Here is a 15,686-nt window from a genome sequence, read left to right as displayed (position 1 = left end):
TTATCGTTCAAAAGTTTCAGTGAATTGATTTATCCAACTACTCAATTGTGGTACACTGTAGTAATGATCAGTCATGATGTGGCTCCAAGCCAATCACGGTCTATGTATTTAGTATTTAGGACAACAGCGATCGGAAGGTTGTTCTGTCATCGGAGTGGCAAGTGTAAATATTCTTTAGTTTAGTATGAAAAAAGAGTGCGAGGGGATATCAACATGAAAAACTATCTCGATTTATTACAGGATATTCTGAACAACGGCGTGCATAAGGGAGACCGTACCGGAACCGGAACACAATCCGTGTTCGGCAGACAGCTCCGTTATGACCTCTCGGAAGGATTTCCGCTGGTAACAACCAAACGAATTCATCTCAAATCGGTTATTCATGAACTGTTGTGGTTTTTGAGTGGCGATACCAATATATCTTATTTGAAAGAAAACGGTGTGAAGATCTGGGACGATTGGGCGGACGAAAATGGGGATCTCGGACCGGTATACGGCTCGCAGTGGCGTACATGGGAAGCACCAAACGGAGAAAAAATTGATCAGATCTCTGCAGTAATTGATTCGATTAAAAATAATCCGGATTCACGTCGTCATCTTGTCAGCGCATGGAATGTGGCAGAAATCAATCATATGAAACTCCCGCCTTGTCATTTCGCGTTTCAGTTTTACGTTGCAGAGGGTAAATTATCATGTATGCTTACGATGCGTTCCGTGGATACGTTCCTCGGGTTGCCGTTTAACATCGCGAGTTATGCGCTCTTGACTCATATGATTGCTCAGCAATGTGATCTGGAGGTGGGCGATTTCATCTGGTCTGGAGGGGATGTTCACATCTACTCTAACCATGTGGACCAGGTTAAAACGCAGCTGGAGCGTGAACCTTATGCTTTACCTAAGCTGATAATCAAACGTAAGCCAGATTCTATTTTCGATTATAAGTTCGAGGACTTCGAGTTTGAGAACTACCAGCATCATCCGGGCATTAAAGCTCCAATTGCAGTCTAATTACGTGTTCAATCTCGATAAGAGACTTGGATTGAAGGAGTGTATTACCCTTGAGTATTGAATTGGTATGGGCAATGGGGGAGAACGGTGTGATCGGATTGAACAATTCGATTCCATGGCGTTTACCCAAAGATATGGCCTTTTTCAAACAACGTACGCTGAACAAAACGATTATTATGGGGCGTAACACGTGGGAATCTTTTGGCGGTAAGCCGCTTCCTCAACGCCGTAATATCGTAGTGACAAGAGATCTGAACTATAAGGTTGAACAAGCTGAAATTGTGCATACGATTGAAGAAGGACTGACCGTAACTAAAGGGGAGGAACTGTGCGTAATAGGAGGTTCCCAAGTGTATCGTGAGTTCTTACCACTGGCTGATCGTCTTGTGGTGACCAAAATTCATGAGAATTTTGAGGGAGATACGTTTTTCCCTGAAGTGGATTGGTCCGAATGGGAACTGATCGAACAGATTGAAGGCGAACAGGATGAAAACAATGTTCACGCGTATACATTCGAATTTTACGAACGTAAACGGTAAATCCTTCATAATAAAATATGGGCTGAGTTTTTACTGGTATAGGAGTGGCGCTGATTGCGAATTATTCGTGAACAGCGTCTTTTCTTTATGAAAAAATGAGTCACTTATTTGGGAATGTAGCACATATTACATTAATATGACATGTTGGATTGACATGTATATATATTATGCAGACGAACTAGCTTGGAATAGTAAAAAAGTGTAAAAGATTTGGGGTTTTAACGTTGTGAAGTCCTAAAACGGGTCTAATATTCGGAATTTAGAGCGGTTTGTAGCAAAATATGTTGGGGATGATGACAAATTATCTGACATTTATATTACGTTTCGACCTTTTATTCCTTTAACTCATGCCAGATTTCGCAATACAAAAAGCACATTTGAGACCAAAATAAGGGTATTGACCATAGGTAGACTTGAACGATATGATGTATAAAATACAAATAATTATGCGGATAATCCATTTAATATTCAGCACAGTAAATGCTACTATAATTGAAATATCTTCGAGAAGATTTTGTGATACAATAGACAAAAACTCAGGTAATGAGTAATCCATTTCATATAGAACCATGCACATGAAGGGATTAAGACAAGAACGGATGGGGGAAAACGTAAGATGTCTACACCTACTGGATTTATGGAATACAAACGTCAACTGCCAGCGGATCGAGAGCCAGCGGAGCGGATTAAGGATTGGGAAGAGTTTCATAAACATATGGCAGAAGAAGAGCTCAGAACACAAGGTGCACGATGCATGGATTGTGGTACCCCGTATTGCCATACAGGTATAGATATGATTGGCGGCACGTCAGGTTGCCCCGTGCATAACCTGATTCCGGAATGGAATAATCTTGTATATCGCGGACTGTGGAGAGAAGCTCTTGAGCGCCTTCACAAAACGAATAATTTCCCAGAGTTTACAGGTCGCATCTGTCCTGCTCCTTGCGAAGGATCATGTACAGTTGGCTTAATCGGTGAACCTGTAACCATTAAAACCATTGAAGAAGCTATTATTGAAAAAGGTTTCGAAGAAGGATGGGTCGTTCCCCAACCTCCTGAAAAACGTACGGGTAAACGTGTTGCTGTGGTAGGCTCAGGTCCAGCGGGATTGGCTACTGCGGCTCAGTTGAATAAAGCAGGACACTCGGTTACAGTATATGAGCGTTCGGACCGTGTCGGTGGATTGCTGATGTACGGTATCCCGACGATGAAATTGGATAAGAAGGTAGTTCAACGTCGTGTTGATCTGCTTGAAGCAGAAGGTATCCAATTCATTACGAACACCGAGATTGGAAAAGATATTGCAGCACAACAATTGGTAGATGATTATGATGCTGTTGTACTATGCGGTGGTGCAACCAAGCCGCGTGAATTCAATATTGAAGGCAGCGACTTGAAAGGCGTTCATTACGCCATGGATTTCCTGAATGGCAGCATTAAGAGCTATCTGGACTCCAATCTGGAAGATGGTCAATATCTGTCCGCTAAGGATAAAGATATTATCGTGATTGGTGGCGGTGATACAGGATCTGACTGTGTAGCTACATCGCTGCGTCATGGTTGTCGTACTATTACTCAATTCGGTACGCATACACAAGCGCCTATCGAGCGTGACCGTATTAATAACCCTTGGCCGCAATTCCCGAACGTGTACACACTTGATTATGCACAAGAGGAAGCCAAAGCCTTGTTTGGTCAAGATCCGCGTGAATTCTCGATCATGACAACCAAGTTTGTCGGAGATGATGAGGGGAACCTCAAAGAATTGCATACAGTACAGATCGAGCGTATTGTGGATGAAACTGGTCGCAAGATTTATCAGCCAATTCCAGGTACAGAGCGTGTATTCCCAGCTCAGATGGCCATGATTGCGATTGGTTTTGATGGACCTGAACAAACGCTGGTAGAGCAACTGGGACTTGCAACAGATCGTCGTACGAACGTTAAGGCACGTTACGGCAAATACAATACCAATGTGGATAAAGTATTTGCAGCAGGTGACATGCGTCGTGGTCAAAGCTTGGTTGTATGGGCGATTAATGAAGGCCGTGAAGCGGCTCGTGAAGTAGACAAATACTTGATGGGTGCTTCGGTTCTTGTGTAACGAGTTAAAAAAGAACGAATGAATATGAATACTAAACATGTATTATTGTAAATAAGGATATGTATGACAACCCTCGCGTTCAGCGGGGGTTGTTTGTTGTCTTTTGAACAGATAGGACTATATATTTCATGTAAGTGTGAGCAATAGCATTGCTTTTTAAGTGATAAAGATTTATTATTATATTATAATGATTATAAATAAGGATTCACTGAAACCAAGAATGAGTACGATAAAAGTAAAATTTAATGAATAAACCGGAGGTGCGACCTGCTATGGCAAGTAACCGGGAGAAGTCCATTTCAGAACAGATATTTTACATTAAAAACCAATTGGTTGAAAAAGGATATAAGTTAACACAACAACGGGAAGTTACGGTACGTGTATTGCTTGAACATGAGAAGGATCATTTTAGCGCAGAGGAAGTATTTCTCCTGGTTAAAGAGCAGTTCCCTGAGATCGGTTTGGCTACCGTATACCGAACGCTCGAACTGCTGAGTGATCTTCAGGTTGTTGAAAAGATTAACTTTGGAGACGGTGCTGCGCGCTTCGATCTACGGAGTACGGACGGGTCTCATCACCACCATCACTTGATCTGTACAGAATGTGGGAAAGTAGAAGAGATCATGGAAGATGGCCTGCTACGTTTGGAACAACAAATCGAGCGTCAGTATGGCTTTGCTGTCACAGATCATCGTCTGGATTTCCAAGGTGTATGCAAAGAGTGCAGACAAAAGCATGTACTTAAAGAACAGGCAGCAGGTTAATTCATTCTGGGGGCGTGCTCCCGAATACATAATCTGATATAATAGGTTTCAGAAGCAAGGGGCTTCCGTCGGCGGAAGGCCCCTTTTTGCCGTCACGCGGACGGTGAAGGAGGAGAGATGGACGGATGAAGACACTGGTTATAGCGGAAAAACCCGACATGGGTCGAACCATTGCCGCCGTCATAGAACCAAAGGCCAAGAACAATCGTACGTATCTGGAGGGTGAACATTACATCATCACTTGGGCGATTGGGCATTTGCTTGGACTGGCTGAACCGGATGCCTATGATACGAAGTACAAGCGCTGGAATATAGCGGACCTGCCAATCATACCCGATCAGTTCAAGATTGTACCCAATCCGAGAACGAAAGATCAGCTTAAAATGATTGGAGAACTGGCGAAACGGGCTTCAGCGATCGTCAATGCTTGCGATGCAGGGAGAGAAGGGCAGTATATCTTCGCCCTCATTCAACAGCAGTTGAAGCTGCGTCAGCCTGTAAAGCGTCTATGGATATCTGATTTGACGGCAGAGAGTATCAGACGTGGTTTTGATGGTCTGAAGGATGCCTCTGAATTTGAAAATTTGACCCAAGCAGCTCGTGCCAGAAGTGAAGCCGATTGGCTGATCGGCATGAATGCCTCACGCGCGTTTACAACTCGCCATAATGCTTTGTTGTCTGTAGGCCGTGTGCAGACGCCAGTACTGGCGCTGATCTACGATCGGGAAATAGAGATTGAAGCATTCCAGTCGCAGACCTTTTATGAAGTGGCCGCCTGGTTTAGGCAGGAAGGTGTCGAGTACCGGGGGCTGCGTCAAGGTGATAAACTGACCGATGCCGAGGCAGCAGAAGCCATTGCAGCCAGTGTGAAAGGCAAGACAGGGCGGATTGCCAAATACGAAGCGAAGCAGACGAAGGAGTATCCGTACCGTTTGTACGACCTTACCCTTTTACAGCGTGAAGCCAATGCCAAGTTCGGGTATGGTGCCAAAAAAACACTGGATATCGCGCAGGCCTTGTATGAAAAACACAAGGTAATTTCGTATCCACGGACGAACTCCAACTATGTTACAGAACAGAATATTGAAGGTATGCACAAAACGCTGAATCTGCTCAAGAATGGAACGTATAGTGAGCTTGCACAAGGGGCCAAGCCGGAACTTGTTCATAAGAACAATAAAGGGGTATGTAATCCGAGCAGAGTTGAGGATCACCATGCAATCTTGCCTACATTGAAGCGACCGGGTACGTTATCCAAGGATGAACAGAACATTTATGATTTGATTGTAAGACGCTTCTTGTCTCACTTCTATCCTCCAGCGGAGTATAAGCAACATACGGTGCTCACCGAAGTGGAGAAGCATCAGTTTAAGACATCTGTCAAAGAGCTGCTGTCCCTCGGATGGAAAGTGGTCCTCGGTTCTGGAGATCAGGAACAGGGTGGCGCAGGCAAGAAGAAGACTAAGAAGAACAGCAATGAAGAAGAGGAAGCCGAAGAGTGGACGGACAAGGCTTTTGCCGTACAGCCTGACTTACCTGTTCAATGTACGAAGAGTGAGTTTAAGGAAAAGGCGACCCAGCCCCCCAAGAGTTATACGGAGGGAACGCTTCTGAAAGCCATGGAAAGTGCAGGCAAGCAGATCGAGAATGAAGAGCTGCGAGATGCGATGAAGGACAGTGGTCTGGGGACCCCGGCTACACGAGCGGCTACGATCGAACGCCTCAAAAACGTAGGTTATATTACGCTGCAGGGGAAGAAAATGCAGTTAACCCTCAAAGGCAGAACAGCAATTGAATTGATTCGCCGAGCAGGCGTGGATCTGTTAACTTCACCTGAGATGACAGGCCAATGGGAAAGAAGATTATATCAGATTTCCAAAGGTGAGGCGGGTCAGGACAAGTTCATGGAGAATGTCAAGAAATTTACCTTGTCCATCATTGAGAAAGTACGTGTGCAAGCTCCAGCGCCAGCAGATGCTTTTGGAGAAGATTCGCGTGCAGGCAGGGGGAAAGGCAAAGGAGCCAAAAGCCAGGCCGGCAATACGAGGACATCTGCCAAAACAACTAGTGGCGGTTCAGCTGTAAAAACGTCACGTCAGTCTTCGTCTTCGTCAAGATCTAGCAGTAGGACAAGTACGACTACCAAGGCGCCATCTTCAACTGCGAACCAATCAGGAGTGAGAGAGTTACTGGCACCCTGTCCTTCGCCCGGCTGTACAGGCCAGATCATAGAAGGCAAGAAGGGTTATGGATGTTCACGTTTCAAGGAAGGCTGCTCGTTTGTAGTCTGGAAAGAGTATGCGGGCAAAAAAATCACCAGTACGATGTTAAAATCGCTGATTGAGAAGGGGAGTACGCAAGTACTGTCTTTCAAACGAAAAGACGGAAGTACGGTGAAAGCACGTATTATTTTGCAGGACGTGGTAACAGGCAAGTTATCTGGTGAGAAGCAGGATGCGGGATCTTAGTTAACATGTTAACATAAAGCAAAAGGACCCTTAACCAAGGGTCCTTTTCTGTTGCTGCTGTTGTATATTTTCGTGTATGACCTTCGGTACCTCTTCCAGTGCAGTGATGGTGTACATCGATGTTTCCGGATTAGGCTGAAGTTCTACGATGTTGTATTGCCATTCGTTCGGCTGTTTGATGTATATGCTGTGAATTCCGGCTTTTACTGCGGGCATAATATCTGTCCGAAGAGAGTTGCCAATCATCCATGTTGTACGACGATCAAATGGACCGTTAGACAGAATGCCTTCCAAAGCCTCGATGTTTTTGTGTTGTCGAATGTAGATCCGATCATCAAAATAAGCCGAGAGCTTCATCTGATCAATCTTGCGCTGTTGAATCACGGTTTCGCCACCTGTATATAAGTAGAGAGAATGTCCAGCTACTTTGAGGTTCTCAAGCGTTTCAACCATATGAGGGTATGGTTCAACCTCCTGATCGTACACACTCATGCCCAACTTGCTCAGATAAGTTTCTTCTCCGGGAGAAGTTGATCTGGCGAACTTCCCGGAAAAGTAACGATAGGTATCAATCAGAGATTGCGGGAAGTGATGACTAGCGAAGCCGAGCTTGTTCACGCCGGTTACATCAATCTCCAGCTGTTTTTCGCGGATCTCTTGCGTCGTCAGAGAATGTCCGTCAAACCACTCCTGCATATTCTCAAAGAATTCTCCCAAAACCAGGTTGAAATACTTGTTGCAATATACGAGTGTATCATCAAGGTCAAACAAAATATGTTGTTTCATTATTTTCATGATCTAACTCACTCCTTGTTGCCAGTAACCCCATAATGGTTCAACTAAATTATATGCGAATATAGGATTCCAGGAACATATTCAATTCAGATACGCCATCCGGACGAATACTGTATTTCTCTTTACGATTACTTCCCAGCAGATGGGTTCGCAGCAGACCTGCGATGCGTAGCGCCATAACCTGATCTTTGACAGTGTCTTCGTCTTTACCCAATTCTTCACACATCTCAGCGAGGGATTTGGGTTCATCCGATACGTAACGAAGCAGGCGAAGTCTTTCAGGATCAGCCAATGCATGGGTGAAACGTAAAAGGCATGTTGGTGGCTGGTCTTCGTTCTCTTCAGGTACATCTACGGGATACTGCATGATCATCATACCCTCATAGAAGCAGTACATATTAATAGGGCGGTTATGCACCGTTGGAAACAGGATAACTTCATTCAGTCCAGGCATGGGTTCAACAAGAACTCCTGCAGTGGCATATTCAATGAGCAGTTCAGATCCCATTTTATCAAGCAAAACGCGTTTTTCTTCAGCATCTTCTTCCAGCCATACGCGCTGATCTTCACTCATATTCTGACAGTAGTGTTGATCCCATAGTCGCAATAATGGGACATAGCTGTTCCGAATACGCGTAGATTCTTCTATAGTAAGAGCGGGCAGAAGAGGAGATACACGTGCATACAGGTCATCCGCTGTCATTCCGGCAAGCATGTCCAGAAACTCACGATTCTCCTTCGTAACATTTTGATACGCTGCCCATGCAAACAGGACATCAAAATCATCAAAAGGCCAAGTGGCAGCAGGTGCGAGCGCAGCTCGTACATTGGAACTTAGTTTGCCTTCCACTTCCAGAATCCATTCAGGACCAATATCCAGATGCTGAATCCATTTTTTCGTAACATAAACCAGAAAGCTATTGAGCATTTCATATATCGGTGAAACATCAATTTTAACATGATAAGCCATATTGTTGCAGAATCCTCCCGTCACATCTAAGTGTACGCAGCGACTTAAGTACTATTATGGCTTGTTTTGCACGGCGTTGTCCACTATAATGTTCAAGTCCGGGGCAAAGCCCCGATCCATCAATAGCAGTTCAAAACCATATGTATACCATACGAAAGTCGTCAGCGATGACGATTTTTCTTTGTGTGCTCGCAGGAGGAATGAATTCGTGTCATCGATTACTCGCCCCAAACTATCCCACTCGACAGCCAACTATTTGATTTTGATTACAGTTATTGTGGTAGCTGGAATTAGTCAGGGGCTTTTGCTGCCTGTGCTTTCGATTTTTTTGGAGCAAAAAGGGGTTTCACCAGGTTTAAACGGATTAAACGCTGCTGCATTGTACATTGGCTCTTTTGCCATGACTCTAGTTGCGGAACGATTATTGGGAGCACTCGGGTTCAAAAAGCTGATTGTGGGTGGCCTGATATTGGTCATGGTCCCTTTAATACTATTTCCGTATTTACCAGATATTAAAATATGGTTCATTTTGCGTTTGATCGTTGGAATAGGAGACAGCGCACTGCACTACGCGGCTCAGCTCTGGGTGTTGCTTGTTACGGCACCTGAAAAGCGAGGACGCTACATATCGCTGTATGGCATGTCCTACGGACTGGGATTCAGCATTGGTCCGCTGGGAATCAAGCTTCTCGGATTCGGTGATGCTGTCCCTTTCTGGGTATTGTTCGTATGTATGGCAGCAGTACTTATTCTGGTATTAATGAAGCTTCCGAATACGAAGCCGGAAAAAGCAGAGCATGGCCAGCTGCCTGAACGGCGCTTCCGTCGTAGTCTGGCATGGGCTTGGTACGCACTGTTACCTGCCCTTTTATACGGTTATATGGAGGCCGGTATGAATAGTAACTTCCCCGTGTATGGCCTGCGTATTGGGTTCGACACCGATCAGATTTCGTCGTTGCTTCCATTTATCGGTATTGGAGGTTTGTTCCTTCAATTGCCTCTGGGGATGTTGAGTGACCGATATGGGCGTAAAAAGATATTGATGTTTGCAGGCATCAGCGGGGGAATCATCTTCATGCTGGTTCCAGTCGCAGGTACGCATTTCTGGTGGACGCTTGTATTATTAACGATCGCTGGTGGTCTGGTCGGCTCCTTTTTCTCATTGGGGCTTGCCTATGCAGCAGATATTTTGCCTAAAATGTTGCTGCCTGCAGCGAACGTTGTGGCTTCCTTTCATTTCACGATTGGAAGCATTATCGGACCGAATCTGGGCGGCCAGATGATTAACTGGATTTCGCCCGGAAGCATGTTTACCTTGCTGGGAATCATGTATCTTCTTTTCGGCGCGGCAGGTATATTATTTCGTCGTAAACCTGAGTTTGAATCTGTGTTAAAATAGAAGCTGGTGTTCGCATGGAAATTGATGTCCATTTCCGAGTACACTAGTGGTAGGGAAAAACATGGACAAGAGGAGACATCGCGATGATCAGAGTAGAGAACTTGAGTAAATCCGTTGGCGTGGACCGCGTTCCTGTTCTACGGGATATTCGTTTTGATATGCAGCAAGGTGAGATGATAGCTGTAGTTGGCTCAAGCGGTAGCGGAAAAAGCATGCTGCTCAAATGTCTGGCTATGATGGAAAAATGGGATTCAGGTCGATTTACGGTGGATGGCGCCGAGATTTTGAAAGAAGGCTGGTCCGGAAAACGGAAAATTAAACGGGAATGGGCATACTTGGAGCAGAATCCAGAATTATTCCCTAGACGTACGGCTCTTAAAAATGTATTAATCGGACGTTCGGGTCAGACACCCGTATGGAGAATGGTAACGGGCATGGTTCGTTCCGATGATTATATGGGTGCTATGGACTATCTCGAAGGGTTGGGATTACTTGATAAGGCACATCAAATAGCAGAGAAGCTGAGTGGTGGAGAGAAGCAGCGGGTTGCCATTGCAAGAGCGCTTGCTCATGGTGCCAAAGTGGTTCTGGCCGATGAACCTGTAATTGGTCTCGATCCTCACACAGCAGATTCGGTGCTGGAAACCCTGCGTAAATTATGTGAAGAAGAACGTGCTACAGTCATTGCAGTATTGCCTATTGAACTTGCTGAGAAACATGCCACGCGAATCTGGGGATTGGCAGACGGCAAGATTGCTTTTGATATTCGTGGACGGAGACTGACACAGCAAGAAAAAAACCAGATTTAAACTATTGAAAAGAGTGATGAGATTGTTTAATTCACGGTGGGGACGCTTTGTAGCAGCAGGAACAATGGCGATCATGCTTGGTTCTGTTCTAAGCGGATGCACAGTCATAAGTGACCCCAAGGGTTTGATGAGAAAACCAATGATGTCCACAGATAAGGAGAAACTGTACAACGTGGTTCAGGTTAAACTGCCGCCAGAGAGCACGTTGATTCGTCCCAAGGATATGAATAACACCAGTATGATTCGAGTGGAAGACCTGAATGGGGATGGAACTCGGGAAGCGATTGTGTTTTATGAGACGCCGAATGAGAATGTGCGAATCCATGGCATGATTTTGGAAGAGCAGGGAGGCACATGGGTTAAAAAGCTTACATTTGATGTGCCGGGAAATGAGCTGCAATCCTTTAAAGTATTGGATATTACAAATGACGGAAATCCGGATATTATTCTTGGTGTAAGTCTACAGGAGCAGAAGGCCCTGACTGCATATTCCTACAAGGGCGGGGCACTGGAGCAGGTCTTGGGTGGAGTTCCGTATAATCAATATATCATTGATGATGCGCAGGGTAACACGCTGGATTTGAGCGGAGACGGTAAGAGTGATTTTGTTATCATTTCGCTGAACAACAGCGGTTTTGCAACGATTGCGTTATACCAGTACGAAGATGGCAGCTTCAAGGAAGTTGATCGGGTGCAGACCGATTATACCGTTAAAGAAGTTTATAATGCTCTGGGCGGAGAGATCGCCGAAGGGCACATGGGCATTGTACTGGATGCAGAGCTTGATGATCGAAGCTCCTTCTCGCAAATTATCTATGTTAAGGATAATAAGTTAGTGAATGCTTTCAAATCACCGGATCAAACGTATAGAGATGACAAAATTTTAAGCGGTGATGTTGATAATGATGGTATTATTGAGTTTGGACTCAAAGAGACTCCAAAAGGTTGGGAGCATTACGTATTTGACTCTCGGTTGTGGTTTTACACCTATTATCAGTGGGATGGAAAAGACGGTAAGAAATTTGTCTCATTCCAATTCCGGGATGATGCTGATTTATTTCATCTTAACCTTAAGCCAGAGTGGTACGGTAAGATCACTATTGATACCAAATCGGAAAAGGAAAAATATATTCGATTTAAAATGATTGAAACTGACGAAACCGTGGCAGAGATTAAATATTTCACCCTTTCCCAGTGGGAACAGGAGAAGGGTAAAAGCTGGAAGGAAATTACACGAACCAAAGATCGGGTTATTGCTTCAAGGGTAGCACAATCAGAGGCGGGTAAAGATGCGCTAGGAAATACTTCTCAGCTGAATAGAAAGGGAGAACTTAATGAGTAAAGTACTTATTCTTGAGGATGAAGAATCCATCCGCAGTTTTATAGTGATCAATTTAAAGAGAAACGGATTCGAAGTGCTTGAAGCGGGTGATGGCCATGAAGCGCTACGCATACTGCAAACGGTACCGGATATTGATCTGGCTCTGCTAGATGTCATGGTACCTGGTATTGATGGATTCGAGGTGTGTAGACGGATCCGTGAGACCAATGAACGCTTGGGTATCATCTTCTTGACCGCGAAAGTTCAGGAACAGGATAAAGTGTATGCACTTTCCGTTGGTGCAGATGATCACGTAAGCAAGCCTTTCAGCCCTACAGAGCTGATTGCTCGTATTCAGTCTTTATTGCGTCGAGTGAATGTGCACCGGGAAACCGCGGCAAAGGTTACGTTCCAGTCGGGACCATTTTCACTGGATCTGATCTCGAAGCAATTCAAAAAACAGAATGAAGCTATAGAATTAACTCCAACGGAATTTTCCCTGATTCAGTTTTTCCTGGAAAAAGAAAATACACCGCTCAGCCGCGATGTCTTGTTAGATCACGTATGGGGAAAAGAGTACATGGGTGATCCAAAAATTGTGGATGTAAACATTCGTCGTCTGCGTCAGAAAATTGAGAACAATCCTTCCGAGCCCGAATACCTGCAAACTGTATGGGGTCACGGGTACAAATGGAAGGGCCGGGAGCAATGATTAAAAAAGGCATTACTCGGCAGATCGTACTACATTATTTCTTTGTAGTTTTTCTCGCTCTGCTGTTGGTCGAATTCGTATTTATGTTGGCAGTACAAAGGTATTATTATGAAAGTATCTACAATACGATTAGTACCCACATTTCTAATTCAAAGGACTTTTTCGAGCCGATTGCCCGTGAAAATACCACGGAGGATGGCAATAATCTGTCGAGACTCATTGTGAACTTGGCATTGTCCAATACTGAACTTGAAATTTTGGATCTGAACGGGCGCGTATTGGCGAGTTCGACTGCTTTTGAATCTGACCGTGCTGTGCTGCAAACCAGTGATATTATGCAGGCTTTGAACGGGGATATGGGACGCTGGATTGGAAGACAACCAGGTACTGGAGAATCCGTCATGGCCGTTTCACACAAGTTTGATCTAGGCGGCGAAAATACTTATGTTATTCGATATCTGACATCACTTGAAGATGTGAATTCAAAGCTGTTAAATATGGGACTACTTGCCGCTGCGGTCGGTGTTGCCGTGCTTGCGATTGTTCTGATTATCAGTATCGGTATGGCGAATTCCATCGTGCGTCCAATCAACAACATCACTGCAGTATCTGCTCAGATGGCCAGAGGACGGCTGGATGTCAGGGTTAAAGGAAACTATAAGCACGAACTGGGCGAATTGGCATCGACGCTTAACTTCATGGCACATGAAATCGTGCGTAGTAATCAGATCAAGGATGATTTTATCTCTTCGATCTCACATGAATTAAGAACACCTCTCACCAGTATCAAGGGTTGGAGTGAGACACTGGATTCAGGCGGTTATGATCCGGAAGAAACCCGCATCGGAATGGGCATTATCTCCAAGGAAACGGAACGACTGATTGGACTTGTTGAGGAGATGCTGGATTTCTCCAAATTACAGCAGAATCAGATGAAGCTGGTCAAAGGAACCGTCAACATACGTGAAATTGTGCAGGAAACGATGTTGAATGTCTGGGCCAAAGCGGAACAAAAACAGGTTCATCTCAAGTTGGAAACGGATGAGACTCGTGCATATAATGTCCATGGAGACGGGAACAGACTGAAACAAGTCTTCTTGAACGTTGTGGATAATGCAATCAAATTTTCCCATGAGAATTCATGGATCTTCTTGTCCGTCAAAGAGGAGAATGGTCAGATCATTGCAGCTGTTCAGGACACCGGTATCGGAATAAGTGAGGAACATCTAATCAAAGTACGGGACCGCTTCTTCCAGGTGAATCATCAAAATGGGGGAACTGGACTGGGGCTTGCGATTACGCAGGAACTGGTAGAACTTCATGAGGGAACCATTACAATGCAGAGTGAACTCGGCTCTGGTACAACAGTTACGGTCACGTTACCGGCTGTGGCTGAGGAGATGGGTACAGAGGAATCTGTAACGCAGCCTGGTGATACTGAAGTAAAAGAAGAGAGAGCAGCAACCGATGTAAAATTGGATCCAGAAAAGTCTTAAGTTTGTATAAGACCCAAAAAGGCGAGCCACTAAGGTTCGCCTTTTTTTGCACATTATTATGAAGAAAGTTCACCAGCGCGCAAGCGCCCACTTTTCTCATATACTTCTTTCAACATACGAACAGGTTGTGAACGGACAGCCGGCTTGGCAGAGACAATCTCGTTAGGACCAACAACAACAATTTCATCTGCCGTACCTTTAACGATTGCACCGTCTTTAATTATCGCACCTTCACCAATGATGGCGCGTTCGATGTGAACACCACGACCTACGCGTGCGTTCGGCATAACAACACTGTCTTTTACCTCTGAACCCTTACCTACTTCAGCACCGCAGAAGATCACAGAACGTTCGGCGCGACCTTCAATGGCACAAGAGTCGTGAATCATGGAAGCCACATGTTCAATCTTCGTATGTCTAGCTTTGTAAGCATTTGGCTTTGACCGCCAGTCGCGGGTAAACATAGGCCAGTTTTCTTTTTGAAGACTCCAGTCTTCATCGTTGTGCAACAGATCCATATGTGCATCCCAAAGGCTTTTAACCGTACCTACGTCTTTCCAATAACCATTAAAGTTATAGACGTAGAGGGGATTGTTCTCGTTTAACATTTGAGGAATAACGTCTTTACCGAAGTCATGGCTGGATTCAGGGTTTGCTGCATCTTCCAAGAGATGGCGCTTCAAATACTCCCATTTGAACATGTAGATACCCATTGAAGCCAGATTGCTTTTTGGTTCAGTCGGTTTCTCGGCAAACTCGGTTACACGCAAATTAGCATCAGCAGCCATAATTCCGAAGCGATGTGCTTCATCCCATGGAACTTCCATCACCGAAATGGTTGCTGCGGCATTGTTGGCCTGATGAGCCTCCAACATTTCGCGATAATTCATATGATAAATATGATCACCCGACAAAATTAGAACATTTTCGGGGTTTTGCTGATCAATATAGTCAATATTTTTATAAATAGCATCCGCCGTTCCCAAGTATTCGTCATTTCCTGTATGATAAGATGGAAGTAAGGAAATTCCTGGCTGACTTGAGTTACCATGTCCCCATGGTTCTCCTTGACCAATGTGATCATGCAAAGATTCCGCTTGGTACTGCGTTAATACTCCTACAGTATCGATCCCTGAGTTTACGCAGTTACTGAGAGGAAAATCGATGATCCGGTAATGCCCGCCAAACGGTACAGCGGGTTTTGCGACACTTGAGGTTAAAGGGGCTAATCGCTTCCCTTCTCCTCCCGCCAACAGCATAGCGATGCAATCTTTATTAAACATAATCGTTTCCCTCCCAAA

13 protein-coding genes are annotated in these 15,686 nt (G+C 44.8%); 10 read left to right on the top strand and 3 right to left on the bottom strand.

Annotation, left to right across the window (positions count from 1 at the left end):
• The first annotated feature begins 213 nt into the window (after positions 1 to 213).
• The 5 genes from thyA to M1D71_RS16660 all read left to right on the top strand — a co-directional run bounded on the left by thyA (position 214) and on the right by M1D71_RS16660 (position 6,883).
• Positions 214 to 1,008, top strand: coding sequence for a thymidylate synthase (thyA, locus tag M1D71_RS16680; protein WP_458122878.1), 795 nt, complete (start codon positions 214 to 216; stop codon positions 1,006 to 1,008).
• 50 nt (positions 1,009 to 1,058) lie between these two features.
• The gene (locus tag M1D71_RS16675) at positions 1,059 to 1,547 is read left to right on the top strand and encodes a dihydrofolate reductase (RefSeq protein WP_458122877.1); all 489 of its coding nucleotides are present in this window, start codon (positions 1,059 to 1,061) and stop codon (positions 1,545 to 1,547) included.
• A 616-nt stretch (positions 1,548 to 2,163) separates the two neighbouring features.
• Positions 2,164 to 3,651, top strand: coding sequence for a glutamate synthase subunit beta (locus M1D71_RS16670; RefSeq protein WP_458122876.1), 1,488 nt, complete (start codon positions 2,164 to 2,166; stop codon positions 3,649 to 3,651).
• A gap of 272 nt (positions 3,652 to 3,923) precedes the next feature.
• Complete coding sequence (gene fur, locus M1D71_RS16665; protein ID WP_458122875.1) at positions 3,924 to 4,415, top strand: ferric iron uptake transcriptional regulator; 492 nt, start codon at positions 3,924 to 3,926, stop codon at positions 4,413 to 4,415.
• 125 nt (positions 4,416 to 4,540) lie between these two features.
• Complete coding sequence (locus tag M1D71_RS16660) at positions 4,541 to 6,883, top strand: DNA topoisomerase 3 (protein WP_458122874.1); 2,343 nt, start codon at positions 4,541 to 4,543, stop codon at positions 6,881 to 6,883.
• Positions 6,884 to 6,913: 30 nt separating this feature from the next.
• Here M1D71_RS16660 and M1D71_RS16655 read toward each other — a convergent pair whose 3' ends face one another.
• Entirely contained in the window at positions 6,914 to 7,678 is a 765-nt protein-coding gene (locus M1D71_RS16655; protein ID WP_458122873.1) for an HAD family hydrolase, read from the bottom strand.
• A gap of 49 nt (positions 7,679 to 7,727) precedes the next feature.
• Complete coding sequence (locus tag M1D71_RS16650) at positions 7,728 to 8,648, bottom strand: ArsR/SmtB family transcription factor (RefSeq protein WP_458122872.1); 921 nt, start codon at positions 8,646 to 8,648, stop codon at positions 7,728 to 7,730.
• A 208-nt stretch (positions 8,649 to 8,856) separates the two neighbouring features.
• On the opposite strand from M1D71_RS16650, the gene M1D71_RS16645 reads away from it, so the two are divergent.
• The 5 genes from M1D71_RS16645 to M1D71_RS16625 all read left to right on the top strand — a co-directional run bounded on the left by M1D71_RS16645 (position 8,857) and on the right by M1D71_RS16625 (position 14,385).
• Entirely contained in the window at positions 8,857 to 10,047 is a 1,191-nt protein-coding gene (locus M1D71_RS16645) for an MFS transporter (RefSeq protein WP_458122871.1), read from the top strand.
• Positions 10,048 to 10,130: 83 nt separating this feature from the next.
• Positions 10,131 to 10,856 carry a phosphonate ABC transporter ATP-binding protein gene (locus M1D71_RS16640; RefSeq protein ID WP_091020744.1) on the top strand — a complete coding sequence of 242 codons (726 nt, stop codon included), beginning with the start codon at positions 10,131 to 10,133 and terminating at the stop codon, positions 10,854 to 10,856.
• Between the two features lie 22 nt (positions 10,857 to 10,878).
• Positions 10,879 to 12,198 (top strand): hypothetical protein, encoded by a 1,320-nt coding sequence (locus M1D71_RS16635; RefSeq protein WP_458122870.1) that lies wholly within the window; start codon positions 10,879 to 10,881, stop codon positions 12,196 to 12,198.
• Positions 12,191 to 12,889: a response regulator transcription factor gene (locus M1D71_RS16630; protein ID WP_017688086.1), complete on the top strand. Its 699-nt coding sequence runs from the start codon at positions 12,191 to 12,193 to the stop codon at positions 12,887 to 12,889. Before M1D71_RS16635 ends, M1D71_RS16630 begins: the two co-directional genes overlap by 8 nt.
• Entirely contained in the window at positions 12,886 to 14,385 is a 1,500-nt protein-coding gene (locus tag M1D71_RS16625; protein ID WP_458122869.1) for an ATP-binding protein, read from the top strand. The genes M1D71_RS16630 and M1D71_RS16625 overlap by 4 nt, the downstream gene beginning before the upstream one ends.
• Before the next feature lie 56 nt (positions 14,386 to 14,441).
• Here M1D71_RS16625 and M1D71_RS16620 read toward each other — a convergent pair whose 3' ends face one another.
• Entirely contained in the window at positions 14,442 to 15,668 is a 1,227-nt protein-coding gene (locus M1D71_RS16620) for a glucose-1-phosphate adenylyltransferase (protein WP_458122868.1), read from the bottom strand.
• Between the last annotated feature and the right edge of the window lie 18 nt (positions 15,669 to 15,686).

This window comes from Paenibacillus sp. Z3-2, assembly GCF_054161325.1.
This window is presented reverse-complemented; position numbering and strand designations above follow the sequence as displayed.